This window comes from Luteimicrobium xylanilyticum (genome assembly GCF_009429125.1).
Lineage (GTDB): Bacteria > Actinomycetota > Actinomycetes > Actinomycetales > Cellulomonadaceae > Luteimicrobium > Luteimicrobium xylanilyticum.
The window spans coordinates 1,427,459-1,452,990 of record NZ_CP045529.1; the positions used below are offsets into that span (position 1 = coordinate 1,427,459).

The following is a 25,532-nucleotide window of genomic DNA, read 5'->3' on the forward strand; positions in this document are numbered from 1 at the left end:
ACGCGAGCGCGTCAGCGCAGGCGGAGGGTGACCGTGTCGAGCGCCGGGTCCCCGGCCGACAGCCGGCGGGCGCCGCGCGGCAGCTCGGCCCGCGACTCGGCGTGACGGCGCACGGCCGCCTGCACGCCGCTGGGACCGGTCCACCGCGTGTCGACGGCGCCGTCGGTGACGAGCGGGACGTGCAGCGGCCGCGCGTCGTCGGGCATCTCCCACGAGCGGAGGGCCAGGTCGTCGCCCGTGACCACGAGCTCCTCGACCGCCCGGCCGTCGCCGTCGAGGCGTCGCGCCGCGACCTTGCGCCCGCCCGACGACGTCTTCAGGGTCGACGCCTTCGCGACGGGCTCCAGCAGCCCGCCGCTTCCCTCGCGGGCGACCAGCTTGTAGACCATCCCGCACGTCGGGGCGCCCGAGCCGGTCACGAGCGAGGTGCCCACCCCGTAGGTGTCCACGGGCGCCGACGCGAGCGCCGCGATGGCGTGCTCGTCGAGGTCCGACGTCACGACGATCTTGGTGCCCGTCGCGCCGAGGTCGTCGAGCTGGCGGCGCACCTCGACGGCGAGGCCCATGAGGTCGCCGGAGTCGAGGCGCACGGCCCCGAGGCCGGTCCCGGCCGCCGCGACGGCGTTCGCGACGCCCTCGCGGACGTCGTAGGTGTCGACGAGCAGCGTGGTGTCGTTGCCCAGCGAGGCGACCTGGCTCGCGAAGGCCGACCGTTCGTCGTCGTGCAGGAGGGTGAACGCGTGCGCGGCGGTGCCGATGGTGGGCAGCCCGTACCGGCGGCCCGCCTCGAGGTCGGACGACCCCGCGAAGCCCCCGATCACGGCGGCCCGCGCCGCGGCCACGGCGGCCTGCTCGTGCGCCCGGCGAGCCCCCATCTCGAGGCAGGGTCGCTCGACGGCGGCGCTCGTCATGCGCGAGGCGGCCGCCGCGACCGCGGAGTCGTAGTTGAGGATCGACAGCACGAGCGTCTCGAGGATCACGGCCTCGGCGAACGTCCCCTCGACCACGAGCACGGGGGACTGGGGGAAGTACGTCTCTCCCTCGGCGTACCCGGTGATGCTGCCGGTGAACCGGTAGTCCGCGAGGAACGCGAGCGTCCGCTCGTCGACCACCCGTTCGCGCCCCAGCCACTCGAGCTCGTCGGCCTCGAACCGGAACGCACCGAGCGCCTCGAGCACGCGTCCGGTGCCCGCGAGCACGCCGTACCGGCGACCGGCGGGCAGGCGGCGGGTGAAGACCTCGAACACGCAGTGGCGGTCGGCGGTGCCGTCCGCGAGCGCCGCCTGGAGCATCGTGAGCTCGTACCGGTCGGTGAGGAGCGACGTGCGGCCCGGGGCGTACGTCGGGTGGGGGACGAGGCGGGGAACGTCGGCGAGCCCCGGGAGCGTGGCCATGAGCACAACCTAGGGCACGGGCGAGGGGGCGGCACGCGCGGCCCCGGCTGCTGGACGGCCGAGCCGTGCGGCCCGGCCCGGCCCCTAGCATGGGGGAGTGCACAGCATCACGCTCGCGGCGGCCGTCCCTGAGGCGGAGCTGCGTCCCGACGACGCCGCGCTGCGGGTCGCGGACGCCTGGTCCACGATCGTGTGGAACGATCCGGTGAACCTCATGAGCTACGTCACGTACGTGTTCGAGAGCTATTTCGGCTACCCGTCGGCGCGGGCCAACGAGCTGATGCTCCAGGTGCATCACGAGGGTCGTGCGGTCGTTTCCCACGGGGGCCGCGAGCGCATGGAGGTGGACGTGCGGGCCATGCACGACTTCGGGTTGTGGGCGACGCTCCAGAAGGACGGCGCGTGAAGCCGTTCAGGGCGACGCGGCGGGGGTACGTGGCCCAGCTCGACACGCCGGAGCGGGTGGTGCTCGCGCACGTGGTGGGTGACGTCGTCGAGCTGCTCCAGGATGCCGTGCCCGACGCCGACGGTGCCCCGTGGGGGGCGATCGAGGCCGACGCGCCGCCCGCGCCGCGCGACGCCGCGCTCGCGCGGCTGCTGCCGGAGGCGTCCACGGACCCGGACGTGTCGGCGGAGTTCCGCCGGCTGACGCAGGGCGAGCTCGCGGGGGCGAAGGCGAAGCGGCTGCTCGCGTTCGCGGAGCGGCTCCTGGACGACGAGGTGGCGCGCGCCGCCGCGACCGGTCGGCACGTGCGGCCCGAGCGCACCGACCTCCTGGTGCCGCGGGACGCGGCGCGGGACACCGCGGCGGCGCTCACGGACGTGCGGCTCGTCCTCGCGTCGCGCCTGGACGTGACGACCGACGACGACGCGGAGAGCCTCTACGCGGAGATCGAGGCCGGAGCGAACGGCAGTGCGGCGCCGGACGCCGACGACGACGCGCGGGGTGCCGACGCGCCGCGGCAGTTCCTCGGTGCGGTCTTCGTGACGGCCGGGTGGCTCCAGGAGTCGCTGGTCGACGCGATGCTCACGGACCTGCGCCGTCGCCCCCCGGCGGCGCCCGGGCGGGCGGGATGAGTCCGCAGCCGGGCAAGCCGGCGTTGCTGCGCACCCTCAACGACCGCCGCGCCCTCGAGCTGCTGTTCGCGCACGGGCCGCTGACGCGCGGGCGGATCGGCGAGCTGAGCGGGTTGTCGAAGCCGACGGCGACGCAGGTCGTCCAGCGGCTCGAGGCGCTCGGGCTCGTCGGGCCGGTCGCGCGCGTCTCGGGCGGGCGCGGGCCCGACGCCGTCGCGTACGGGCTGGTCGCGGACGGGAACGTGGGCGTCGCGATCGACGCGCGGGCGCACCGGCTCGCGGCGGTGGTCATCGACGTGCTGGGCACGGAGCTGGCGCACGTCGAGGCGTCGCGGACGGTCGACGGACCCGTGCCGGCGGGGGCCGCGGGCACGGGAGGGCCCGAGGAGCTCGCGGCGCTCGTGGACCGGGCGTGCGAGGCTGCGGGTGCCGCGCGGCGCGACGTGAGGCTCGCGGTGATCGGCGTCTCGGCGGCGGTCGACGAGGCGGGCGACACCCTGCGCTTCGCCGAGGACTTCCCGCGGTGGCCGGTGGGCGGCGTGCGCCGTCGGCTCGTCGACGCGCTGGCGTGCGACGTCGTGCTCGACAACGACGTGAAGCTCGCCGCGGTGGCGGAACGTGACCACGGTGTCGCACGGGACGCGAAGAGCTTCTCGATCCTGTGGATGGGCCAGGGTGTGGGCCTCGCGACGGACCTGGCCGGGGAGGTCGTGCGGGGGTCCGACGGCGCGGCGGGAGAGATCGGCTACCTCCGGACGCCCGCGGCGACCGAGGCGGACGACCCCGTCGAGCCCCCGACCTTCCACCACCTCCTCAGCGCGTCCGCGGTGCTCGAGCTCGGTCGGCGCTGCGGGATCTCACCCGCGGCCGGGACCGGCACCGACGACGCGCTCGCGGAGGTCCTGGCGGACGACCGGGTGGTCGAGACCCTCGCGCGGCGCGTGGCGGAGTGCGCCGCGCCCGTCCTCGCGGTGCTCGACCCCGAGATGCTCGTCCTGGCGGGCCCGGTCGCCGTCCGAGGCGGGGACCGGCTGGCGGCACGCGTCGACGAGCTCGTCTCGGTGTCGTCGCCGTGGCGGGCGCGCGTCGCGCCCACGGGTCTGCCGTCCGGCGCCGTGCTGGAGGGTGCGCGGGTCGCGCTCCTGCGCAGGCTGCGCGCGGGCGCGCTCGAACGGGCAGGCACGCTCGACTGAGCGCCGCGGGACGCGCGCCGGTGCCGACCGACGGCCGGCGCCCCGTTAGGCTCGGACCGTGAACGACGCGCCCATCGGGATCTTCGACTCCGGTGTCGGCGGACTGACCGTGGCCCGGGCGATCCTCGACCAGCTGCCGAACGAGTCCCTGCACTACATCGGTGACACCGCCAACAGCCCGTACGGCCCCAAGCCGCTCGCCGCGGTCCGCGCCCTGTCCCTCGCGATCATGGACCAGCTCGTCGACGAGGGCGTGAAGATGCTCGTCATCGCGTGCAACAGCGCGTCGTCCGCCGTCCTGCACGACGCACGCGAGCGCTACACGGTGCGCCGCGGCGTCCCCGTGGTCGAGGTGATCCTCCCCGCGGCGCGGCGGGCGGTCGCGGCCACGCGCACGGGTCACGTCGGCGTGATCGGCACCCGCGCCACCGTCGAGTCCCGGGCGTACGACGACGCGTTCGCGGTCGCGCCCGGCATCACGCTCGTGTCGCGCGCGTGCCCCCGGTTCGTGGAGCTCATCGAGGCGGGCGTCACGTCAGGGCCGGAGGTCCTCGACGTCGCGCACGAGTACCTCGACCCGCTGCGCGCCGTCGGGGTCGACACGCTCGTGCTCGGCTGCACCCACTACCCGCTCCTGGCGGGCGCCATCTCCTACGTGATGGGCGACGACGTCACCCTCGTCTCGTCCGCGGAGGAGACCGCGCGCGACGTGTACCGCACGCTCGTCGCGCACGGGCTCGAACGCTCGCCGTCGGCGGGGGCGCCGGAGCACCGGTTCGTCTCGACCGGCAGCGCGCAGACGTTCGAGCAGCTCGCCCGCCGGTTCCTCGGGCCCGAGGTGCGCGCCGTGGAGACCGTCTGATGCGGCTCGTCGTGGTGGGGTGCGCCGGCTCGTTCGCCGGGCCCGACGGGCCCGCGTCGTCGTACGCGGTGCAGGCGGAGGACGGCTCGGGCCACACCTGGACGACGGTCCTCGACCTGGGCAACGGGTCGCTCGGGGCGCTGCAGCGCGTCGTGGACCCGTTCGAGGTCGACGCCGTCGCCCTCAGCCACCTGCACCCCGACCACGTCGCCGACCTGTGCGGCCTCTACGTGTACCGGAAGTACCACCCCGGGCGCGGGGTCGTCCGCGACCCCGGGCTCGGGCCGCTGGCCGTGTGGGGGCCGCCCGGGACCGAGGCCCGGATCGCCGAGGCCTACGGCTCGCACGACGACGAGGACCTGCGCTCCGTGTTCGCGTTCCGGACCTGGGCCCCCGAGCGTCAGGTGCGGGTCGGGCCGTTCGTCGTCGAGGTCGTGCCGGTGCGCCACCCCGTCGAGGCCTACGCGATCCGCGTCACCGGACCGTCGTCCGAGCGTCCCGGCGAGCAGGCCACGCTCGTCTACTCGGGAGACACCGACGCGTGCGCAGGTCTGGTCGAGGCGGCGCGCGGAGCCGACCTGTTCCTGTGCGAGGCCGCGTTCCAGGAGGGGCGCGACCTCGTCGACGGCATCCACCTGACCGGCTACCGCGCGGGTCGCGCAGCCCACGCGGCCGGGGCCCGCCGGCTCGTCCTCACGCACCTGCCCGCGTGGAACGACCCGCAGGTGGCCCTCGCCGAGGCGACGGCCGCGTACGCCGGCCCCGTCGAGCTCGCAGCGCCGGGCGCGACGTACACGCTCTGAGCCGCACCTAGGCTGGGGGCATGCCGAACGACACCGCCCCCACGACCGACGCCCGGACCCCCGCCACCACGACCACCCGGGCCGACGGACGCCGCACGGACGAGCTGCGTCCCGTCCGCATCACCCGCGGCTGGCTCGACTCCGCCGAGGGCAGCGTCCTCGTCGAGTTCGGCGGCACCCGCGTGCTCTGCGCGGCGTCGTTCACCGAAGGCGTCCCGCGCTGGAAGAAGGGCTCCGGCGAGGGCTGGGTCACCGCCGAGTACGCGATGCTCCCGCGGGCCACGTCCACGCGCAGCGACCGCGAGTCCGTCAAGGGCCGCGTGGGCGGCCGCACCCACGAGATCTCGCGCCTCGTCGGCCGCTCGCTGCGCGCCGTCGTCGACGTCAAGGCGCTCGGCGAGAACACGATCGTCCTCGACTGCGACGTCCTCCAGGCCGACGGCGGCACCCGCACCGCGGCCATCACCGGTGCCTACGTGGCGCTCGCCGACGCCGTCGCGTGGGGACAGCGGTCCGGGCTGATCAAGCCCACGCTCGTGCCCGCCGGCACGCCCGTGCTCACCGACTCCGTCTCGGCGGTGAGCGTCGGCATCATCGACGGCACCCCCATGCTCGACCTGCCCTACGTCGAGGACGTGCGGGCCGAGACGGACATGAACGTCGTCGTCACCGGGTCCGGGACCTTCGTGGAGGTGCAGGGCACCGCGGAGCACGCGCCCTTCGACCGGGCTGAGCTCGACACCCTCCTCGACCTCGCCGTCGCCGGCAACGCGACCCTCGCCCAGCTCCAGCGCGCCGCGCTCGCCGCCGAGCCGCAGGGCCACCGGTGAGCGCCGCGGCGCACGTCCCGGGCGGCGTCCGTCTCGTCCTCGCGACCCACAACGCGCACAAGGTCGGCGAGCTCCGCGACATCCTGCACGCGGTCCCGGCGCTCGCGGACCTCGATCCCGCGTCCGTCGTGGGGGCGGGCGACGTGGGCGCGCCCGAGCCCGTCGAGGACGGCGTGACCTTCGAGGAGAACGCCCTCATCAAGGCCCGCGCGCTCGTCGCGTTCACGGGCCTGCCGGCGGTCGCGGACGACTCGGGTATCGCCGTCGACGTGCTCGGTGGCGCGCCAGGCGTCTTCTCGGCGCGGTGGAGCGGCCGGCACGGCGACGACGCGGCCAACCTGGACCTGCTGCTCGCGCAGGTCGCCGACGTGCCCGACGTCCACCGCGGCGCCGCGTTCGTGTGCGCGGCGGCACTCGTGACGCCTGACGGCGAGGAGGTCGTGCGCGTCGGGGAGCTGCGGGGGAGCCTGCTGCGTGAACGGCACGGCGACGGCGGGTTCGGGTACGACCCGGTCTTCCGGCCCGACGGCGAGACGCGGTCGACGGCGGAGCTCTCGCCCGCCGAGAAGAACGCCGTCAGCCACCGTGGCCGGGCGTTCCGCGCGCTCGCGCCCGAGGTCGCCCGGGTCCTGGCCGCCGGCCGCGGCTAGGACCCGCGCGGCCCCGACGCCCGGGCACCGGGCTGCGCCTGCCCGATGCGGACGCCCCACGCGGCTTGCCCGACGACGACGAGGACGGGGCACGCGAGCAGCACCAGGATCACGGCGATCCCGATGACGTCGCTGAGCATCAGGGGCGCGCCTGGGTGGCGCGTCGCCGCGACGCGAGCCGGACCACCGCGCGCCACCCGACCAGCCCGAGGCCGAGGAACACGGCCGCGACGACCTGGAAGCTCGGCGCGATGCCCTGGTCGGTCGCGAGCCGCAGCAGCATCCCGACCGCCCAGGCACCGGCCCACACGGCCACACCCGTCGGCCACAGCGCGAGCGGTCGGCGCCAGGCACGGGTCACCAGCCACCCCACGGCCACGCCGGCGAGGAACGGCCACGCGGTCGCGAGGACCGCGACGGCCCCCTCGTGCTCGTCGTGCGAACGGCGTCCGATCGCGGCGAACACGATCACCCACACGACGTCGGCCGCGGCGGCCCAGGCGGCGGCCCGGCCCCTCACGGCAGCCGGCCGACGTGCGCCATGGCCTGGCGCAGGAGCGTGCCCTGGCCACCGTGCATCTCGAGCTGCACCTCGTCGCTGCACGCCTGCTCGGGCGTCAGCCAGGCCAGGTCCAGGGCCGACTGCTGGGGCTGGGCGTCACCCGAGATCGGCACCACGTACGCGAGCGACACCGCGTGCTGACGCGGGTCGTGGTAGGAGGTGATGCCCGGCGTCGGGAAGTACTCCGCGACCGTGAAGGGCTGCGGCGACGGCGGGACCAGGGGCAGCGCCATCGGTCCGAGGTCCTTCTCGATGTGCCGCAGGAGCGCGTCCCGGATCCGCTCGTGGTACATCACCCGCCCGCTCACCAGGGCGCGGGTCATGGCGCCCGTCGGGCTCACGCGCAGCAGCAGCCCGACCGCGACCACGTCACCCGACTCGTCGACCCGCACGGGCACCGCGTCGACGTAGACGAGCGGCAGCTGGGCGCGTGCCGCGGCGATGGCCTCCGGCGTGAGCCAGCCCGCGGGGTGGGGGCGCTCGGGCGGGAAGTCGTCGTCGGGCGGGAGGTCGGCGGTGTCGGTCACGGGTCCAGTTCTACCGTGTCCGTGCCCGACGGCGCACGGTCGCCGCCGGCCGGCAGCCGTCCCTCGCGCGGGAATATCGTGGGTCGTAGGACCGCTGTAGCGTGCGGAAACCCTTCAGGAAGGAAGCCAGATGGCTACCCAGGCACTGACCCAGGACTCGTTCGAGAAGACGGTCCTCGACAACGACATCGTCCTCGTGGACTGGTGGGCCGACTGGTGCGGTCCGTGCAAGATGTTCGCGCCGGTCTTCGAGAAGTCCTCGGACGAGAACTCCGACATCGTCTACGGCAAGGTCGACACGGAGGCCGAGCAGGGTCTCGCGGCCGCCGCGCAGATCACGTCGATCCCGACGCTCATGGCGTTCCGTGAGGGCGTGCTCGTATTCTCCCAGCCCGGTGCGCTGCCCGCGTCGGCGCTGCAGCAGGTCATCGACCAGGTGCGCGGCCTCGACATGGACGACGTGCGCGCCCAGATCGAGAAGGCGAAGGACGCCGCGCAGCAGAGCTGAGCCGGCCATCAGCTGGGCCAGCCGGACGGTGCGCGAGGCGGGATTCGAACCCGCACGCCCGAAGGCACCGGAACCTAAATCCGGCGCGGCTGCCTGATTACGCCACTCGCGCGCGAGCGTCAGTCTACGCACGACGGCCGGCCACCCCGCGGGGCGGCCGGCCGTCGTCGTCGGTGCGCGCCACGCGGGCGCGTCACGTCAGCGCGGGTCGATGCCGAGGTCGCGGCGCAGCTTCGCGACGTGGCCGGTCGCCTTGACGTTGTACTGGGCGAGCGCCACCTTGCCGTTCTCGTCGACGACGACCGTCGACCGGATGACGCCCGTGTAGGTGCGGCCGTAGTTCTTCTTCTCGCCCCACGCGCCCCACGCCTCGAGGGTCGTGTGCTCGGTGTCGCTCACGAGCGGGAACGTGAGCTGCTCGTCCGCGACGAACGTGGCGAGCTGGGGGACGGTGTCGGGCGAGACGCCGACGACGTCGTAGCCGGCGCCCTGGAGCGAGGCCAACGAGTCGCGGAAGTCGCACGCCTCCTTGGTGCAGCCCGGCGTCCCTGCGGCCGGGTAGAAGTACACGACCACGCGGCGGCCGCGGTGGTCCGCGAGGCGGTACGTGCCGCCGTCCGCGGTCGGGAGCGTCAGGTCGGGCGCGTCGTCGCCGACGGCGAGGCGGTGCGCGGTCATCGGGTTCCTCCTGGGCGGTCGTGGGGTTCGTTGCGACTCTATGCGAGTTGCGCGCCGGCGACGGCACCCGTCGGCTCCTCGCGCTCGCCGGGGGACGCCTTCCCTGGTGGCTCGCCCCCGGATCTGTCCCGGCCCGAGACCGGGCCGGCGATCGAGTACGACGGCGAGCACCACGTCGACCGCCGTCACGTCGCGCGCGACACCGCGCGGCGCGACGCGATGGACGCGATCGGGTGGCGCTGCGTCGTCCTGTACCAGGAGGACGTCGGGACGATGCGGCCGAGGGCTGTCCGGAGGTGGCGCGGCGCCTTTGCGGACCAGGCATGCGTCGAGCCCGGCCGGTCCGACGGGGGCCGGTAGCGTTGACCCGTGAGCAAGACCCGTGCCGCCGCCGAGACGCCCGACCGCCCGCACCTGCCCATCCGCATGCTGCACGACCGGCTGCTCGTGCTGCCCGAGGCCGACGCGGCCGAGCGCCAGACGTCCGCGGGCCTCGTGATCCCCGCGACCGCCGTCGGGCCCAAGAAGCTCGCCTGGGGTGGCGTCGTCGCGGTCGGCGAGAACGTCCGACGTGTCGAGGTGGGAGACCGGGTGCTGTTCGACCCGGACGAGCGCGCCGAGGTCGACCTGGCGGGCAAGGACTACGTGCTGCTGCGCGAGCGCGACGTGCACGGGGTCTTCGAGGAACCGGCCGCAGGGGAGCGGACCGGCCTGTACCTGTAGCCCGGGGAGCCGATTTCAGGGTCCGGGCCGGAGGCTGCTAGCCTTCTTCTCGCGCGCCATTAGCTCAATTGGCAGAGCAGCTGACTCTTAATCAGCGGGTTCGGGGTTCGAGTCCCTGATGGCGCACCACCACCGACCAGGCCGCACCTCCCTTCCGGGCGGGCGGCCTTCGTCGTGGCGGGTGGCGTCGTGGTCCGGACCGGGGCCGCGGGCTGCTACTCTTCTTCTCGCGCGCCATTAGCTCAATTGGCAGAGCAGCTGACTCTTAATCAGCGGGTTCGGGGTTCGAGTCCCTGATGGCGCACCACCACACCACACGGCGAAGGCCGCCCGCTCGACGCGGGCGGCCTTCGCCGTTCCTGCCGACTCGCGTCGGTCAGCGTCGCTTCACGACCGTGAAGGCCTGCTTCCTCGTGACCAGCGAGGTGGCGGAGCCCCCGAGGTATGCGACGTCGAGCGTGTGCCGGCCCGCGCTCAGCGTCGCGGGCAGCGCCACGACGGTCGTACCCAGGAGCAGGGTCGCCGTGCGTACGGGCGCGCCGTCGACGGCCACACGGACCGCCCCGCCGAGCGGCTCGCCGCGCGAGCTCACGTGGACGCCGACGAGCCCGGGCAGGCCCTGGACGGTCCGGTCTGACGCCGCCACCGTGAGCGTCGGGACGGGCTCCTGGGTGGCGCCCGCCGGCACGACGCTCAGCGAGGCGAGGCCGGCGTCGCCGTCCTTCCACCGCGTGGAGACGGCGACGTAGCGGGTGGTGGCGTCTACGCGGACGACGCCGGTCGAGGCACCCTTCGAGGTGCTGCCCACGTCGTGGAACGTGAGCCCGTCGTCGCTGACGGAGACGACGGAGGCGGGCACCTTGGTCCCGTCCCACTGGAGCACGACCGAGCCCACGGCGTGCGCGGCACCGAGGTCCGTGACCATCCGGCCGCTCGGGCCGGGCGTCCACGACGTGGCGGGGTCGCCGTCGACCGCGCGCGCGGGAGAGGTCATCCCGTCCGGCAGCACCGAGCCCGGGAAGGTGATCGTGCTCAGCGCGAGGTCCTGCACCGGGAACGGTGATGCCGTGGCGAACGCGACGGTGCTCGCGCGCCGCGACGTGACCAGCGTGGTCCGGTGGGCCCCGGTCTCGACGTTCGTCACGCCGAGCATCGCTGTCGCGCCCTGCACCGTCAGCGTCCGGCCGTCCCCGACGGTCGCCTCGAGCCCGCGGCGAGCTGCCGAGACCGGAACCTTGAACCGCGGCGCGAGGACGGCGGCGGTACCGGCGGGCACGGTCACGGTGAGGGTGGAGGCGTTCGACCCGAGCTTCTGGGTTCCCTCGAAGAGCGAGACGTCGGCACCGGCGTAGGGCAGCGTGACCTGCGTGGTGACTTCCGAACCCGTCAGGTTGAACAGCGAGAGGTAGCCGTCGAGCGTGCTGGCGACCAGTCCCGCGTCGCCGGTCGCCGGCTGGGGGAGCGCCGCGTCCGCCTTCGTGGCGGCGGCGTCGCCCGGCAGCATCTCCACGAGGAACGGCGACGTCGCGCCGTCGGGGGAGTCCACGAGCTCCACCGCGTGGTGCGCGTCGTCCTCGCGTGACACCGTGATCGGCGCGTCGGACCCGCGGACGACGAACCCCGCCTTGCCGTCCACGTCCAGCCAGCGACCGTTCGTGCTCGTGATCTCGTCCCCCGTGTACCGGAAGGTTGCGGCGTCGGTCCACGTGGTGCCGTCGAGCGACGTCTGGATGCGGTACCGGCGTCCCGCGGCCGCCTCCCAGGCGAGCTGGACGGAAGTGACCTGGGTGGGCGCGCCGAGGTCGACCTGGAGCCACGAGTCGTCGCGCCTGCGGTCGGCCACCGAGACGGCCCATCGGGTCGTCGCGCTGGCGTCCGTGACGGCGCTCGCGGGGTTGCCCGAAGCAGCGCTGGACGCCGTGGCCGGACGCCCCGCCGCGGCGTCGACCCCGGTCGGCGTGTACGCGCGGAACGAGTACAGCGAGTAGCCGTAGCTCGCGTCTCCCTGGACCCCCTGCATCCGCACGTACCGCGCGTCGACGGGCGACGGCGACGACGCGCCCGGCGGCGTGAGGTCGACCGAGTCGACGCGCTTCGCGTTCGCGTCCAGCGGGTTCGTCGCCCCGTACGCCGTGCGCGTGGTCCACGTGACCCCGTCGGTCGAGGTCTGCACGAGGTAGCGCGACCCCGCGGCGGCCTCCCACGCGAGCCGTACGGCGCCGACGGTGCGCTCCGTGCCGAGGTCGACCTGGAGCCACGAGTCCGCGCGCGTGCGCTCGGCCGTCGACACCGCCCAGCGGGTCGCGGGGTCGCCGTCGGTCGCTCGAGCCGCCGTCCTGCCGTTCGTGGTGTCCTCGCTCGATGCCGTGGCGGGCCTGCCTGCGGCCAGGTCGGTCGTGGCGCCGGCGCCGTAGACGTGCAGCGCGTACAGCGAGTACCCGTACTTCGCGTCGCCCTGCTCGCCCAGCATGCGCACGTAGCGCGCCGACACAGGAGTGGTGAGCGCGAGGTCGTCGATCCGCGCCGCCTTGGCGTCCGCGGGGTCCGCAGCGGGAGTGACCGGCAGGCTCTCGGTGGTCGTGCCCTCCGCGGTCGTGTAGGTGCGGGAGCCGTCGAGCCCGTCGTAGCCGCTCATGTCGAGGTTGCGGACCGTCACGGTGCCGTCGCCGCGCCCTGCACCGCTCGAGGCGTACACCGCCGCGCCGGTCGGGAGCGTGACCTGTCCCGCGTAACCGCCCCCGAGCCGGAACATCGACGCAGTCCCCTCGAACCCGTCGCGCGGTGAGGTGTAGGTCGCCGTGGTCCGGCCGTCGACGGGCGTGCTGGTGCGCGGGTAGAGGAACGGGGTCGTGTCGGACTCGTAGAACAGCCAGCTGTCGTGCTGCGGCGCCCACGGGAACTTGACGTAGCCCGTGCGGCTGGATGCTCCCGCCCAGGCGTCGGCCGACTGCTGCACGGTGAGGCCGGCCTCCTCGCCGTAGTCGCGTACTCCGGACAGGTGCGAGAAGAACTCGGACTCGGAGGTCGGCTGGACGACACCGTCCGCGGACTCGGCCGCGTGGACGTGCAGGAGGTAGGCGATGCCGATCTCGGCGCGCGCCTCCGGCTCGTACTTCGGTTCGCCGGAGAACTTCGTGAGCCGGTCGGTCGGCGCGTACGCCTGGTAGTCGGCGAGGGCGGCAGCGAGGTTCGCCTCCGCACGCACCGCGTCCGGGTCGCGCAGCACCTGACCGACGAACGCCACCGGCAGCACGTCCCGGCCGTAGAGGAACTCGCGGTCGTTCTTCATCGGCATGAACGGCTCGCCCTGGTCCGACATCAGCAGCTCGAGCGAGCGCCACAGCTCGGCCGAGTTCGGCTGCTGGGTCAGGATCGCGGGCAGCGGCTGGTCGTTGAGGATGAACTGGATCGCGTTGCGACCGCCGGACCGCCAGATGTCGGACTGGTAGTGCGGCTCGACCGACCCGTGGTTGTCGACGACGTACGTGTCGTAGATGTTGTGGGTCGTGTTGCTCGAGATCGGCTTGCCCCCGACGACGGCCGGGTTGTTGGCGTCGGCTGTCGGCTGGCCGGCGGCGTTGCGCAGCCAGTCGCCGAACTGGGTGGACCAGCGTCCGGCGTCGGCGTCGTCGGGCGCCCACGCGAGCCCCGGGGCGAGCGACTGCCCGTAGACGCCGGACTCCTCCTGGGCGGTGTCGCCGTCGTACTTGCCCGTCGGCCAGTCCGCCGTCCAGCTGCCGGAGAGCGGGTCCTGCCCGTAGTCGAGGTCGGCGGTGTACGTGGCCTGCCCGACGGCGATGGTCCTGAGGTTGGCTCGCGTCTGCGCGTCGAGCTCGTCCCAGAGCAGGCGGCCCGCGTCGAGGAAGTAGGACTCGAACGTCGAGTCCCAGAACAGCTGCTTGCCCCAGGTGCCCTTCGGGTCGACGAGCCGGTTGGTGGCGGCGAAGTGTTCGATGGTCGCGACGGTCTGCCGGCGCAGGACCTCCTTCGAGACGCCCGCCAGTGCCGCGTCGTAGTCGCCGTGGGTGAGGAGGACGGCGTTGCCGAGCACGACGTCGAAGTCGAAGTCGGCGGCCTTGAAGTATCCGGCGTCGGCGTCCCAGACCGTCTCGGCCCACCGGGTGTGGCGCAGCAGCGCGGCGTAGTACTGCGCCGCGATCGGGTCGGGGGCACCGTAGGCGACGGCCTGGCCGGGGGCGGGGGCGGGGGCGGGGGCGTCCGCGGCGGCGGCGGATGCGGCGGCGGTGGCCGGGATCGCGAGGGCGGCTGCCACGAGGCCCACGACGGCTCGTCGGACGAGGCCGCCGGGGGTTCGCTGCCGGGATGACGACGTGGTCTCCATACTCGATTGCTTCCTCGGAATCGGGTGGAACGGCGAACCTGCGGCGCGGGTCCGATGGCAGTGTCGTCCCGATATGGCAACGCTGTCAATCAGTGTCGGCTTCGGCCGTCCACCTAGACTGGGCCGGTGCCCGAGCCCGTCGTCACAGCCTCCGGACCGGCATCGTCCCACCGGACGGTGCCGGTCTCGTTCGTCCGTCGCAGCCGTCGACTGAGCGACGGGCAGCAGCGTCTCTGGGACGAGCAGCGGCGCCGCTACCTCGTCGACGTGCCGCGGGCGGCGGCCTCGACGTCCGTGGACCCCGCGTACCGGCTCGACCTCGGGGCCGTCCCGCCCGGACAGGGGCCCGTCGTCGTCGAGATCGGCTCGGGGCAGGGCGACGCGGTCGTCGCAGCCGCCGGGGCGCGCCCGGGCACCCGTTTCGTCGCCGTCGAGGTCTACGAGCCCGGGCTCGCGCACACCGCCCGGCAGGCCGCCGAGGCCGGCGTCGAGAACCTGCGCCTCGTCCAGGCGAACGCGCCCGAGGTGCTCGCCTCCGCGCTGCCCGAGGCGAGCGTCGACGAGCTGTGGGTCTTCTTCCCCGACCCGTGGCGCAAGGCCCGGCACACCAAGCGGCGCCTCGTCGACCAGGCGTTCCTCCCGCTCGCCGAGCGTGTCCTCGTGGACGGCGGTGTGCTGCGGTTCGCATCCGACTGGGAGCCGTACGCCGAGCAGGTCCGCGAGCTCCTCGAGGCCGCGTCCGGGTTCGTGCGCGACGGGGCGACGACCGAGGACGGGTGGGCGCCGCGCTTCGAGGGGCGCGTGCTGACGGGCTTCGAACGCAAGGGCACCGCCGCGGGCCGGGTCGTCCACGACCTCGCGTACGCGCGCGCCCCGCGCGGCTGACGCGCGACGGCTACGCTCGGTCGTGTGACCGACGACCTCGCCCCCAGCCGTCTTCGTGCCGCACTCGTGACGTGCGCGGAGCTGCCCGATCTCGACCCCGACGACGTCCCGCTGATCGCCGCGCTCGCCGACCGACGTGTGGCCGCGAGCCCGGCCGTGTGGGACGACCCGGACGTCGACTGGGCGGCGTACGACCTCGTCGTCGTGCGTTCCGCCTGGGACTACGCGCCGCGGCGCGACGAGTTCGTCGCCTGGGCGCGGACGGTGCCCAGTCTCGTCAACCCGGCGGACGTCATCGCCTGGAACAGCGACAAGGCGTACCTGCGCGAGCTCGCGGAGCACGGCGTGCCCACCATCCCGACGGTGTGGCTCGATCCCGAGCGGAACCTCAGCGCGCGGGCCGTCCACACGCGGATGCCGGCGCACGGCGACTTCGTGATCAAGCCCACGGTGAGTGCCGGGGCGCAGGGCACCGGGCGGTACGAGTCCGGGGACGCGACGGAGCGCGGGCTCGGGATCCGGCATGCGCTCGAGCTGCTCGAAGAGGGTCGGCACGTCATGATCCAGCCGTACCAGCAGGCCGTCGACACGACCGGCGAGACCGGGCTGATCTACGTCGACGGGCGGTTCTCGCACGCGGTCACCAAGCGTGCCCTGCTCAGCGGGCCCTACGACGCCGACGACGCCGCCCTGTACGTCAAGGAGCAGATCGAGCGCGCCGTCGCCACGCCGGAGCAGCTCGCCGTCGCGGAGCGGACGCTGGCCGCGGCCGCGGAGGTGCTGCCCGGTGCGACCAAGCCTCTCTATGCACGGGTCGACCTCGTGCCTGACGCGCTCGGCGCACCGCAGGTCATCGAGCTCGAGCTCACCGAGCCGTCGCTGTTCCTGGGGTACGACGGCGACGCGCTCGACCGGTTCGCCGACGCGATCGCGCTCCGGGCGCTCCGGGCCCGGGTGTCGTAGGCCTCGTCCCGCGGCGGCCTCGTTCGCCGGCGCCGGGATGGTCACGAAGACCCGTGGCGACCGGGTACACTTTTCGTCGGCCCCTGGTGTGGCAAGCACCGGGGTCGAAGCGTGGGAAGCGTGTCAGCACGCCCCGCATGGTGGGTATAGCTCAGCTGGTAGAGCACCTGGTTGTGGTCCAGGGGGTCGCGGGTTCAAGTCCCGTTACTCACCCCGGCACGAAGGCCCCGGCCGATCCTCGAGGATCGGCCGGGGCCTTCGTCGTGCTCGGGGGCCTCGGCGTCGGCCCCGGCGTCACGCCTCGGCGTCGGAGGCGCTCGTCGCGCCTGCCCGCGAGGGGGTCGCGAGCACACGAGCGGCGACGGCCTTGGCGGACTTCGAGTCGGGACCCGGCTGCGGGACGAACAGCGCTTCACGGTAGTAGCGCAGCTCGTCGATGGACTCGAGGATGTCCGCGAGGGCCCGGTGTCCGCCCTGCTTCTTGGGCGCCTGGAAGTACACGCGCGGGTACCAGCGGCGCGCGAGCTCCTTGATGGAGGACACGTCGACGATCCGGTAGTGCAGGTGCTCGACGAGCTCGGGCATGTCGCGGTCGAGGAACGTCTTGTCCGTCCCGACGGAGTTGCCGGCGAGCGGTGCCTTGTTGGGCTCGGGGACCCAGGTGCGGACGTAGTCGAGCACCCGGGCCTGCGCGTCGGCCATGGTGGTGCCGTCGGCGAGCTCGTCGAGCAGGCCGGACGACGTGTGCATGGTGCGCACGTAGTCGCCCATCTGCTCGAGGGCCTCGGCAGGCGGCGTGATGAGGACGTCGATCCCGTCGCCGAGCACGTGGAGCTCGGAGTCCGTGACGACCGCGGCGACCTCGATCAGCGCGTCGTCGGTGAGCGACAGGCCGGTCATCTCGCAGTCGATCCAGACGATCCGGTCGGTGCTGGGGCTGGGGGCGGGCGTCAGTGGGCTCACGACCACAGGGTACGTGCCGCGGCCGACGGTGTGCTGTCCGTCACCGCCCCCGGACAGGCGAGTGCCCCGCCGCTCCGGCCGGGTGGGCCGGTGCCGACGGGGCACTCGGGATGGTGCGGGCTGCGACGGGACCGTCGCCGGTTCTGCTCCGGTGCGGGCTCCCGCTGACGCGTGTCATGCGGCCCTGCGGTGCGGCACGCGGGTGCGTGCCGGGACGCGGGAGGTGACGAAACGCATGGCCTCGCGGCGTCGCGTCGCCTCCTCGAGCCTCTCTCTCCTGGCGATGTCCGCGGCGCGGAACATCATCTCGGGATGCATCGTGTTCTCCCTGCTGTGCGTGTGACGTGCGAGCCGGCCGGGCTGATCAGACCTGGTCACGTGCTGCGGGCGACCGCAACGTGCTCGTGGTACCTCACCGCGGTGATGGCTCAAGCCTCCCAGCAGGGTGTGACACAGCGCACTCTCTTTTCGGCACGCTCTCGTCGGCACCCGTAGGGTGCGGGCATGGGGGAGCCTCGCGGGACGGCGCGCCGCGCCTGGCTGCTGTCGGCGGCAGCCGTCGTCGTGTTCGTGGCGGTGCTCGTGCAGGTGGCCACGGGCACGGGGCTCGCGCACGCCGACGAGCCGGTGCTCGCGTGGTTCGTGGCGCACCGGACGGCGGCGGTCACGTCCGTGATGACGGCCGTCTCGACGATCTTCGGCTCGACCGTCCTCCCGCTGGCGGTCGCGGTGGGCTGCGCCGCGTGGTGGTGGCGCACGGGACGCGGGTGGCGACCCGTGCTGCTGGCCGCTGCGATGGTCGTGCAGCTCGTCTGCTCGCTGGTCCTCAAGGCGGCGGTCGCGCGGCCCCGGCCGCCCGACCTCTCGCAGAGCGTGCCCGGCTCGGTGGTCACCCACTCGTTCCCCTCGGGCCACACGATGGGTGCCGCGACCCTGGTGACGGCCCTGGTCTGCCTGCTCGGCGTCGCCCAGGGAAGGTCTGCGACGTGGTGGTGGGTGGCGTCGTCGGGCGCGGTGGTGGTGACGGCGCTCGTCGCGCTGAGCCGGCTGTACCTCGGGTACCACTTCCTCACGGACGTGGTCGCGGGGGCCGCGCTCGGGTTCGCCGTCGGGGTGCTGGTGCTCGTCCCGCGACGCCCGGCCGGGGCGGGCTGACGGCTGTCAGTCGTCGACGCCGCGCGCCCGCAGGGCGTCGCCGAGCGCGTCGGCCCGTCGCAGGGTCCCGACGACGAGCGGCACGGCGAACGCCCGGAGGTCCCGCTCGCGCCCCCGGGCGCGCTGGGCGTCGCGGACGTCGTCGGCGAGCGCCGCGAGCACGGGCACGGAGCGGATCGCGAGCGCGAGGACGAGCGCGACCCGCTCGGGCCGGACCCCCACGACCCGCAGGGGCCGGGCGCCGCGCTCGATCGCGGTGAGCACGTCGGTGGTGCGGGTCGTCAGCACGACGAGCGCCGCGAGCGCGACGAGCAGCACGAGCCGCGCGCTCAGCACCGCCGCGCGCGCCGGGCCGTGCGCCCACCACTGGAGCGCGAGGACCGCGGGCACGAGCCAGACGAGGGGCCGGAGCTGCACGAGGAGCGCCCGGGCGCCGACCCGGGACGCGGCGGCGACGGCGACGACGAGGACCGCGAGCGTCCCGACGCCCCACCAGGAGCGGACCAGCAGCACGGCGACCGAGACGACGGCGAGCGCGACGAGCTTGAGCCCGGCGGGGGCGCGGTGGATCGCCGAGTCCCGTGGCACGTACGCGCCGAGGAGCCCGGCGCCCGACCGGAAGCGGCTCATCCCGCCCCCATGAGCCGGCGGTAGAACGCCAGGGCCGGAGCAGGCTCGTCGTCGGCGACGACCCGGCCGTCGTCGACCACGAGGACGCGGTCGTAGCCGTCGAGCAGGTCGAGGTCGTGCGTGACGACGACGACCTGCTGGTCCACGGAGCGCAGGAGCCGCCCGACGGCCCGGGCGTTGCGCAGGTCGAGGAGCGTGGTCGGCTCGTCGGCCACGAGCAGGCGCGGGTTCGTGACGAGGACGGACGTGATCGCGAGGAGCTGCTTCTGGCCCCCCGAGAGCAGGTGCGCGGGGTGGTCCGCATGGTCGGCGAGCCCGCGCTCGGCGAGGGCGGCGTGCACGACGGCGGCCCGCTCGGCGGCGGGCAGGCCGGGCTCGCCGCGGCGGGGGCGCAGCGAGTAGGCGACGTCCTCGGCGACGGTCGGCATGACGATCTGGGCGTCCGGGTCGGTGAACACGAAGCCCACGCGCCGGCGGACCGCGGCACCCTGCGAGCGGGTGTCGAGCCCGTCGACGACGACGTCGCCGCGGGTCGGGACGACGAGCCCGTTGAGGAGCCGGGCGAGGGTCGACTTGCCCGAGCCGTTCGCGCCGACGACGCCGATCCGGTGCTCGGTGAGCTCGAGGTCGATCCCGCGCAGCACGTCGCGCTCGCCGAGGCGGACGTGCACGTGGTCGAGCGCGATCCTCACCGGCGCCGGGCGGCCGGGCCTGCCGGCGGGTACGCGCGCACGACGGCGGCCACGACGAGCGCGGTGAGGACGGCCTTGAGCAGGTCGCCGGGCAGGAAGACCCACGACCCGGTGATCGCGGTGGACAGCGGGATCCCGGCGACTGCCGCGGAGACGGGGATGCCGACGGCGTAGATCACGGCGACGCCGCCGACGAGCGCGGCGCCGAGGACCTTCGGCGCGGTGACGCGGCCACGGATCCGGTCGACGAGCCACCCGGTCGCCGCCGCGCCGAGGACGAACCCGTAGAGGTAGCCCGCGGTCGGACCCACGAACGGCTCGACGCCGCCCGTGCCGCCGGCGAGCACCGGCAGCCCGGCGAGCGCGAGGAGCAGGTAGGTCACGGCGGCCAGGGCGCCGCGCCACCAGCCGAGGAGCGCACCGGCGAGCATGACGCCGAGCGTCTGCAGGGTGATCGGCGCGAGAGCCGAGCCGACCGAGATCGCCGGGGTCAGCGCGAGCACGCAGATCAGGGCCGCGAACGAGGCGATGCGGGCGGCGTCGGGCGCCGTCACGGTGAACCGCCGACGTGCGGACGGGGCCGAGGGGTCGGGCGTGGCGTCCGTGGTCGTGACGGGCTCGGTGGCGCTCATGGGTCTCCCTGGCTCGCGGTCGGTTGGTGCGTCGTCGACAACTGTCTCGCACCGTCCGCCACGGGGGGAGCGCAGTTGACGTGCGAGTTCGGGGCCGGTCGTTGGTGGGTGTCGACAAGGCGTTGTCGACATCCCACGAACGACCGGGCGCGACCCTCACGGTGTCCGGGACCGCCACGCGCGCGAGCGCGGCGGTGGCGCCTGCTCGGGGCCGGTCCACGGAACGGGTCGGGGTGCCACGGGTTCGTCTCGCCGCCGATGAGCCCGCCGGACCGGTCGTAGCCCGTGGACGACGGCCGCTCCGGCTGCCGCCGCTCGCGACGTCCTCGTCGGGGACGTCGTGGTCCCTGCTCGTCCAGAAGGTCGAGCGTCCGCGACCACTTTGGGCGGGCTTCCTATGCTGGCGGGGTGGACCTCACCGAGCTCGTGACTCTGCCGGGCGGGACGTTCCGGATGGGCTCCGACCGGCACTATCCCGAAGAGCGGCCCGCGCACGAGCGGGAAGTCGAGGGGTTCGCGATCGAGCGTCACCCCGTGACCGTCCGTCAGTTCGCGGAGTTCGTGGCGGCGACCGGGTACGTGACGGTGGCCGAGCGCGAGCTCGATCCGGGGGACTTCCCCGGCGCGGACCCCGCGGACCTGGTCCCGGGCGCCCTCGTCTTCACCCCCACCGACGGGCCGGTGGACCTCGGGGACTGGCGGCGATGGTGGCGCTGGGAACCCGGTGCGTGCTGGCGTCGCCCGCACGGTCCGGGCTCGGACGCCCTCGACACGCCCGACCACCCGGTCGTCCAGGTCGCCTACGCCGACGCGGCCGCCTACGCGGACTGGGCCGGCCGCCGTCTGCCGAGCGAGGCCGAGTGGGAGTACGCCGCGCGCGGCGGGCTCGACGGGGCCGAGTACGCGTGGGGCGACGAGCGCACGCCCGACGGCGCGGTGCTCGCGAACACCTGGCTGGGTGCCTTCCCGTACCGCAACGAGGGTTGGGGCGGGACCTCGCCGGTCGGCAGCTACCCGGCCAACGGGTACGGCCTGGTGGACCTGATCGGCAACGTCTGGGAGTGGACGTCCGACCTCTTCGCGCCACGCCACTTCCCGCCCGGTTCCCGGGCGCCGGAGCCGGGCGGCCGGGCGGGTCTGCTCGCGCCGACGACCTCACCGCGGGTCGCGCGGGCGACCAAGGGCGGGTCGCACCTGTGTGCGCCCGAGTACTGCCGCCGGTACCGGCCCGCGGCTCGGTCGCCTCAGTCCGACGACTCCGCGACCTCCCACCTCGGCTTCCGCTGCGCGAGATGAGGGTCGTCGTGCCCCGAGCAGGACTCGAACCTGCAACCTACGGATTAGAAGGCCGTTGCTCTATCCATTGAGCTATCGAGGCGCGCGCCCATCGTAGTCACCCGGCACGCTCCGGCGCGGCGCGGTTTGCGCTGGCGCGGTGAGCAGCAAAGATGATGGACGTGACCCAGCGACCACCGTCAGGCGCCGACCGGGGCGCGCCGGAGGCCGCCGAGGCGTTCACGCCCACGCTCTACGACGTCGTGCGCGACCTGCGTCGCGACGTGGCGGCGGTGCGCCTGCCGCTCGACCTGCCCGGGCGCGACGACGCCCTCGGCTCCCGCGAGCGCCTGCTCGGCCAGCTCGACCAGCACCTGCTGCCGCGGCTCAAGGAGCTGAGCGCACCGGCGGTCGTCGTGGTGGCGGGCTCGACGGGCGCCGGCAAGTCGACGCTGTACAACTCGGTGCTGGGCGCGGAGGTCTCGCCGGCGGGGGTCCTGCGCCCGACGACGCGCGAGCCCGTCTACGCGCACCACCCGGCGGACGCGGAGGTGGTGCCGGCCCAGGCGCCGGCCACGACGCAGTCGCGCGTCGCGGTGAGCGAGGCGGTGCCGCGGGGCATCGCGCTGCTCGATGCGCCGGACCTCGACTCCCTGGAGGAGTCGAACCGCGACACCGCCCGGCTGCTGCTCGAGGGCGCCGACCTGTGGCTGTTCGTCACGACGGCGGCCCGGTACGGGGACGCGCTGCCGTGGCAGACGCTCGAGCTCGCCACCGAGCGCGGGGCGAGCGTCGCGATGGTCCTCAACCGGGTGCCGCGCGACACGCTCCCGACGATCCGCACGGACCTCATGGCGCGGCTCCGCGAGCACGGCATGGAGTCGACGCCCCTGTTCGTCGTGCCGGACCTGGGCCCGCACGAGGGCCTGCTCGACGACGCGGTCGTCGCACCCGTGCGCCGCTGGCTCACGTTGCTCGCGGGCCGGGAGCGTTCGCGGTCGGTCGTCGTGCGCACGCTCCAGGGCTCGCTCGACGCGCTGCCCGCCTGGGTGGCACGGCTGGCGGAGGCGGTCGAGGCGCAGGTCGCGGCCGGGGCCGAGATCCGCTCGGCGGTCCGTGCGGGCCTGCCCGAGGTGAGGTCCGCCGCTCGGAGCGGGGTCCTCGCGGGCGGCGTCGCGCACGGCTCGGTGGCGTCGGGCTGGGCGCAGCTCGCGCACGCCAGGGTCGATGCCGTGAAGGTCAAGGACGGCGTCGCCCGCTCCACCAAACGGGCCGGGCGCAAGCGCGAGGCGGCGATCGAGCCCGTGCTCGCCGACCTGCTGGCGTCCGTCGGGCACACCTGGGAGAGCACCGCCGACGCGGCGGACACCGCCCTGCAGGCCGCGCTCACCGGGGACGGTGCCCCCGCGGGCGGCCCGGACGTCGCGCCCCTCGTCAGCGAGAGCGCTGCGGATCGTCCGGCTCAGGCCCGCGCGGTGGCGAGCGCGTGGGAGGACGAGGCCCGGTCCGCCGTCCGGGCGCTCACGGGAACACGGGCCGAGGCTGCTCGGCAGGCGTACGGGGAGCGGGGCCTCGCGGCGCTCCTCCTGCTCGGGGCCGCGGGCCTCGACGACGCCGCCCGGGCGGCCTCGCGGGTCGTCGCTGACGACGCGGGCACGATCGTGGAGACGCTCCGGACCTCGCTCGCCGACCGGGTGGCTGCGGTCCCCGACGCCGTGGCCGAGGGTGTGCTCGCGCGCGTCGACGGCCGGGCCTTCGCCGACGACGCGGCCTCCGGGCTCCGGTTGCGCCGGGCCGAGCTCGTGCGGCAGACCCGCCACGCCCGCGCGATGCGCGGTGGCGGCGCACGGACGCCGTCCGGACCGGCCGCCGTCGGGCGGGGGACGGGGCGCGAGGCCGGCGAAGCCACGCACGGGAAGGAAGGAGCGGCATGACCGACGACGCTCGCCTGCGCGCGCGCACCGACGACCTCGAGAACGCGCTGCGGATCGCGCACGACCGGGTCGACCCCGACGTGGTGTCCGACGTGGAGACCGCGGTCGGCTCGGTGCGCGAACGGCTCGCGCTCGGCGTCGACCACACGGTCGTGGCGCTCGCCGGGGGGACCGGCTCGGGCAAGTCGAGCCTGTTCAACGCGATCTCGCGGCTCACGTTCGCGGACGTCGGGGTCAGGCGTCCGACGACGGCCGAGGTCACGGCCTGCTCCTGGAGCGACGACGCCGAGCCGCTGCTCGACTGGGTCGGCGTGAGCCGGGAGCGCCGGATCACGCGCGAGTCGCTGCTCGACGGCGACGCCGAGGAAGGGCTGCGGGGCCTCGTGCTCCTGGACCTGCCCGACCACGACTCGATCCAGCCCGCCCACCGGCAGGTCGTCGACCGGGTCCTGCCGCTCGTGGACCTGCTCGTGTGGGTCGTGGACCCGCAGAAGTACGCCGACGACGCCCTGCACTCGGGCTACCTGCGCGAGTCCGTGGGCATGGAGGCGTCCATGGTCGTCGTGGTGAACCAGGTCGACACGATCCCCGAGGGGCGACGCGAGTCCCTGCTCGCCGACGTCGGCCGGCTGCTCGTCGAGGACGGCCTCCACGACGTCCCGGTCCTGGGTGTCTCGGCGCGGACGGGCGAGGGGGTGGGCGAGCTGCGGGACGTGCTCGAGCAGGCGGTCGCCCGGCGCTCCGTGGCCGCAGGCCGGGCCGCGGCCGAGCTGGACCGCGCCGGCCGCGTCCTGCTCGACTCGACGCCGCCCGGTGCGCCCTGGGACGCCGACGCCGCCCTGCACGAGGAGGTCGGCGCCCTGGTGCAGGCCGTCGGCCTCGACGGGGTCGGCGCGCAGGTGCAGAGCGTGATCCGGCGCGGCTACGGCCGGCCGGAGTTCGGGGAGATCCAGACCGACGCGGTCGCGGGCTCGCGGTCGCGGTGGCTGGCCCGGGCCGGCAAGGGGCTGCGGCGCGGGTGGGCGGACGCGCTCGCGTCCGGTCTCGCGACACCGAGCGAGATCGTCCTCGCCTGCCGGCGTGAGCTCGAGACCATCCCGCTCGACACCCGTGGCCCGTCGTCGGCACGGCCGCTGCGGCGCACGGCGCTCGTCCTGCTCGTCGTGGCGGTCCTGGCCGGCGTGGTCGCGATCCTCGCGAGCCTGCACGTGATCGACGTCGGGGAGCCGTTCGGCGAGGTGTTCGCGTTCGTCGCGGTGGGGGCGATCGTGGTCGCGCTCGCCCTGTTCCTCGTCGCGTGGCGCACCCGCCGGACCCTCGCCCGACGACGCCGCGAGGCCGTCGTGCGGTCCGGCCGGATGGCGCTCGAGCGCGTCGTGCGGGGCGGGCTGCTCGCACCGACGGAACGCATCCTCGGGCAGCGCGACGAGGTGCGCCGGCTCGCCGGGCTCGCGCAGGATGCTTCGCGCGGAGCCCCGCTCACCGCGGCTCGAGGACTACCCACAGTTGCCGCCGAAGCCGAGCCGTCCACACCCTGAGGTCGCGGCCCGTCGCGGGACGGGCACCGCGCGGCACGCTGTGCGGGACGTGGTCGGCGACGGGCCGGCCCACGACCCGAGGAGACAGCGATGAGCGAGGCCCTGACCACCCTGACCGGATTCGTGGGAGACGACCCGCGCCAGTTCGTGTCCGCGACCGGCACGTCGTTCACGACGTTCCGGATGGCGACGACGCGGCGGTTCTTCGACCGGACCAAGGGCGAGTGGGTCGACGGCCAGACCCTCTGGTTCACGGTCAAGTCGTGGCGCGACATGGCGCGCAACGTGGCGGAGTCGCTGCGCAAGGGCGAGCCTGTCATCGCGACGGGGGTGCTCGGCGTCGACGAGTGGATCAGCCCCGACGGACCGCGGACCTCCCTCGTGCTGGAGGCGCGCGCCGTGGGCCACGACCTGTCGCGCGGGCAGGCGAGGTTCGCGCGGACCGTCCACCGCAGCACGCCGGACGAGCGCGACCGGACCGCACCGGGGACCGGGGGACCGGCCGACGGTGCGGAGGCCGAGCCGCCGGTCTCGGACGACCCCTGGGCGGCGGGGCTGCCGGCGCTCGAGGACGACCCCGAGGCGACCGGCGGGCAGGCGGACGGTGCGGGTCTCGCCGGGTCGGGCGACGAGGAGCGCGAGCCGGTTGCCGCCGGCGTGTAGCGCCTGGTGGCGGACGTGGGGCGCGGCACGGCGCCCCGACCGCGTAGGCTGGT

General features: G+C 74.6%; 26 protein-coding genes and 5 tRNA genes. 19 read left to right on the forward strand and 12 right to left on the reverse strand.

What is annotated here, in order from left to right:
- Positions 1-11: 11 nt before the first annotated feature.
- Positions 12-1,394 (reverse strand): nicotinate phosphoribosyltransferase, encoded by a 1,383-nt coding sequence (locus KDY119_RS06185; protein ID WP_036951777.1) that lies wholly within the window; start codon positions 1,392-1,394, stop codon positions 12-14.
- A 106-nt stretch (positions 1,395-1,500) separates the two neighbouring features.
- On the opposite strand from KDY119_RS06185, the gene clpS reads away from it, so the two are divergent.
- Genes clpS through rdgB form a run of 7 tightly spaced genes read left to right on the forward strand, consistent with a single transcriptional unit; the run spans position 1,501 to position 6,809 of the window.
- Positions 1,501-1,800 (forward strand): ATP-dependent Clp protease adapter ClpS, encoded by a 300-nt coding sequence (gene clpS / locus KDY119_RS06190; protein ID WP_051136763.1) that lies wholly within the window; start codon positions 1,501-1,503, stop codon positions 1,798-1,800.
- Positions 1,797-2,471, forward strand: a complete 675-nt coding sequence (locus tag KDY119_RS06195) for a DUF2017 family protein (RefSeq protein ID WP_036951775.1) — start codon at positions 1,797-1,799, stop codon at positions 2,469-2,471. The genes clpS and KDY119_RS06195 overlap by 4 nt, the downstream gene beginning before the upstream one ends.
- Entirely contained in the window at positions 2,468-3,664 is a 1,197-nt protein-coding gene (locus KDY119_RS06200; RefSeq protein ID WP_051136677.1) for an ROK family transcriptional regulator, read from the forward strand. Before KDY119_RS06195 ends, KDY119_RS06200 begins: the two co-directional genes overlap by 4 nt.
- Positions 3,665-3,722: 58 nt before the next feature.
- Positions 3,723-4,526, forward strand: coding sequence for a glutamate racemase (murI, locus tag KDY119_RS06205; RefSeq protein ID WP_153022073.1), 804 nt, complete (start codon positions 3,723-3,725; stop codon positions 4,524-4,526).
- The gene (locus tag KDY119_RS06210; RefSeq protein WP_153022074.1) at positions 4,526-5,329 is read left to right on the forward strand and encodes an MBL fold metallo-hydrolase; all 804 of its coding nucleotides are present in this window, start codon (positions 4,526-4,528) and stop codon (positions 5,327-5,329) included. Before murI ends, KDY119_RS06210 begins: the two co-directional genes overlap by 1 nt.
- A 20-nt stretch (positions 5,330-5,349) precedes the next feature.
- Positions 5,350-6,159: a ribonuclease PH gene (gene rph, locus KDY119_RS06215; protein ID WP_036951767.1), complete on the forward strand. Its 810-nt coding sequence runs from the start codon at positions 5,350-5,352 to the stop codon at positions 6,157-6,159.
- Positions 6,156-6,809, forward strand: a complete 654-nt coding sequence (gene rdgB, locus KDY119_RS06220) for an RdgB/HAM1 family non-canonical purine NTP pyrophosphatase (protein ID WP_036951765.1) — start codon at positions 6,156-6,158, stop codon at positions 6,807-6,809. Before rph ends, rdgB begins: the two co-directional genes overlap by 4 nt.
- Here the strand turns inward: rdgB and KDY119_RS06225 are convergent.
- The 3 genes from KDY119_RS06225 to KDY119_RS06235 are packed head-to-tail and all read right to left on the reverse strand — an operon-like array spanning position 6,806 to position 7,898.
- A complete protein-coding gene (locus KDY119_RS06225) occupies positions 6,806-6,949 on the reverse strand; it encodes a hypothetical protein (protein WP_153022075.1) in 144 nt (47 codons plus the stop codon). The two genes, rdgB and KDY119_RS06225, sit on opposite strands and share 4 nt — an antisense overlap.
- Entirely contained in the window at positions 6,949-7,329 is a 381-nt protein-coding gene (locus tag KDY119_RS06230; RefSeq protein WP_036951761.1) for a DUF3054 domain-containing protein, read from the reverse strand. The genes KDY119_RS06225 and KDY119_RS06230 overlap by 1 nt, the downstream gene beginning before the upstream one ends.
- Complete coding sequence (locus tag KDY119_RS06235; RefSeq protein WP_036951759.1) at positions 7,326-7,898, reverse strand: NUDIX hydrolase family protein; 573 nt, start codon at positions 7,896-7,898, stop codon at positions 7,326-7,328. The genes KDY119_RS06230 and KDY119_RS06235 overlap by 4 nt, the downstream gene beginning before the upstream one ends.
- A gap of 130 nt (positions 7,899-8,028) precedes the next feature.
- Here KDY119_RS06235 and trxA point away from each other — a divergent pair, with 130 nt between their 5' ends.
- On the forward strand, positions 8,029-8,406 hold the full coding sequence (trxA, locus tag KDY119_RS06240; protein WP_036951757.1) for a thioredoxin: 378 nt from the start codon (positions 8,029-8,031) through the stop codon (positions 8,404-8,406).
- 29 nt (positions 8,407-8,435) lie between these two features.
- On the opposite strand, the gene KDY119_RS06245 is transcribed toward trxA, so the two are convergent.
- A tRNA-Leu gene (locus KDY119_RS06245) sits at positions 8,436-8,518 on the reverse strand.
- A gap of 86 nt (positions 8,519-8,604) precedes the next feature.
- Positions 8,605-9,084, reverse strand: a complete 480-nt coding sequence (locus KDY119_RS06250; RefSeq protein ID WP_036951754.1) for a peroxiredoxin — start codon at positions 9,082-9,084, stop codon at positions 8,605-8,607.
- 426 nt (positions 9,085-9,510) lie between these two features.
- Here KDY119_RS06250 and KDY119_RS06255 point away from each other — a divergent pair, with 426 nt between their 5' ends.
- From KDY119_RS06255 to KDY119_RS06265, 3 genes are all read left to right on the forward strand, one after another.
- Entirely contained in the window at positions 9,511-9,807 is a 297-nt protein-coding gene (locus KDY119_RS06255; protein WP_083890985.1) for a GroES family chaperonin, read from the forward strand.
- 53 nt (positions 9,808-9,860) lie between these two features.
- A tRNA-Lys gene (locus KDY119_RS06260) sits at positions 9,861-9,936 on the forward strand.
- Between the two features lie 102 nt (positions 9,937-10,038).
- Positions 10,039-10,114 (forward strand) — tRNA-Lys (locus KDY119_RS06265).
- 69 nt (positions 10,115-10,183) lie between these two features.
- On the opposite strand, the gene KDY119_RS06270 is transcribed toward KDY119_RS06265, so the two are convergent.
- Complete coding sequence (locus KDY119_RS06270; protein WP_153022076.1) at positions 10,184-14,089, reverse strand: discoidin domain-containing protein; 3,906 nt, start codon at positions 14,087-14,089, stop codon at positions 10,184-10,186.
- Positions 14,090-14,275: 186 nt separating this feature from the next.
- On the opposite strand from KDY119_RS06270, the gene trmB reads away from it, so the two are divergent.
- The 3 genes from trmB (at position 14,276) to KDY119_RS06285 (ending at position 16,210) form a co-directional block, all read left to right on the forward strand.
- A complete protein-coding gene (trmB, locus tag KDY119_RS06275; protein ID WP_036951741.1) occupies positions 14,276-15,034 on the forward strand; it encodes a tRNA (guanosine(46)-N7)-methyltransferase TrmB in 759 nt (252 codons plus the stop codon).
- A 24-nt stretch (positions 15,035-15,058) separates the two neighbouring features.
- Entirely contained in the window at positions 15,059-15,997 is a 939-nt protein-coding gene (locus tag KDY119_RS06280) for an ATP-grasp domain-containing protein (protein WP_036951739.1), read from the forward strand.
- Between the two features lie 140 nt (positions 15,998-16,137).
- Positions 16,138-16,210: transfer RNA gene (locus KDY119_RS06285), tRNA-His, on the forward strand.
- Between the two features lie 81 nt (positions 16,211-16,291).
- Here the strand turns inward: KDY119_RS06285 and orn are convergent.
- The gene (gene orn / locus KDY119_RS06290) at positions 16,292-16,897 is read right to left on the reverse strand and encodes an oligoribonuclease (protein ID WP_051136762.1); all 606 of its coding nucleotides are present in this window, start codon (positions 16,895-16,897) and stop codon (positions 16,292-16,294) included.
- A 567-nt stretch (positions 16,898-17,464) separates the two neighbouring features.
- On the opposite strand from orn, the gene KDY119_RS06295 reads away from it, so the two are divergent.
- Positions 17,465-18,115: a phosphatase PAP2 family protein gene (locus KDY119_RS06295; protein WP_051136675.1), complete on the forward strand. Its 651-nt coding sequence runs from the start codon at positions 17,465-17,467 to the stop codon at positions 18,113-18,115.
- Between the two features lie 6 nt (positions 18,116-18,121).
- Here the strand turns inward: KDY119_RS06295 and KDY119_RS06300 are convergent, their stop codons facing one another.
- The 3 genes from KDY119_RS06300 to KDY119_RS06310 are packed head-to-tail and all read right to left on the reverse strand — an operon-like array spanning position 18,122 to position 20,069.
- Positions 18,122-18,745: an energy-coupling factor transporter transmembrane component T family protein gene (locus tag KDY119_RS06300; RefSeq protein ID WP_153022077.1), complete on the reverse strand. Its 624-nt coding sequence runs from the start codon at positions 18,743-18,745 to the stop codon at positions 18,122-18,124.
- A complete protein-coding gene (locus tag KDY119_RS06305) occupies positions 18,742-19,431 on the reverse strand; it encodes an energy-coupling factor ABC transporter ATP-binding protein (protein ID WP_227994620.1) in 690 nt (229 codons plus the stop codon). The genes KDY119_RS06300 and KDY119_RS06305 overlap by 4 nt, the downstream gene beginning before the upstream one ends.
- A gap of 2 nt (positions 19,432-19,433) precedes the next feature.
- Positions 19,434-20,069 carry a biotin transporter BioY gene (locus KDY119_RS06310; protein ID WP_083890930.1) on the reverse strand — a complete coding sequence of 212 codons (636 nt, stop codon included), beginning with the start codon at positions 20,067-20,069 and terminating at the stop codon, positions 19,434-19,436.
- A gap of 453 nt (positions 20,070-20,522) precedes the next feature.
- Between KDY119_RS06310 and KDY119_RS06315 the strand changes: the two genes are divergently transcribed.
- A complete protein-coding gene (locus tag KDY119_RS06315) occupies positions 20,523-21,365 on the forward strand; it encodes a formylglycine-generating enzyme family protein (protein ID WP_083890984.1) in 843 nt (280 codons plus the stop codon).
- 9 nt (positions 21,366-21,374) lie between these two features.
- Here the strand turns inward: KDY119_RS06315 and KDY119_RS06320 are convergent.
- Positions 21,375-21,447, reverse strand: a tRNA-Arg gene (locus KDY119_RS06320).
- A 79-nt stretch (positions 21,448-21,526) separates the two neighbouring features.
- On the opposite strand from KDY119_RS06320, the gene KDY119_RS06325 reads away from it, so the two are divergent.
- From KDY119_RS06325 to KDY119_RS06335, 3 genes are all read left to right on the forward strand, one after another.
- Positions 21,527-23,278 carry a GTPase gene (locus tag KDY119_RS06325; protein WP_227994547.1) on the forward strand — a complete coding sequence of 584 codons (1,752 nt, stop codon included), beginning with the start codon at positions 21,527-21,529 and terminating at the stop codon, positions 23,276-23,278.
- Entirely contained in the window at positions 23,275-24,816 is a 1,542-nt protein-coding gene (locus KDY119_RS06330) for a GTP-binding protein (protein ID WP_153022080.1), read from the forward strand. Before KDY119_RS06325 ends, KDY119_RS06330 begins: the two co-directional genes overlap by 4 nt.
- 90 nt (positions 24,817-24,906) lie before the next feature.
- Positions 24,907-25,479 (forward strand): single-stranded DNA-binding protein, encoded by a 573-nt coding sequence (locus tag KDY119_RS06335; protein WP_153022081.1) that lies wholly within the window; start codon positions 24,907-24,909, stop codon positions 25,477-25,479.
- Positions 25,480-25,532: the final 53 nt, after the last annotated feature.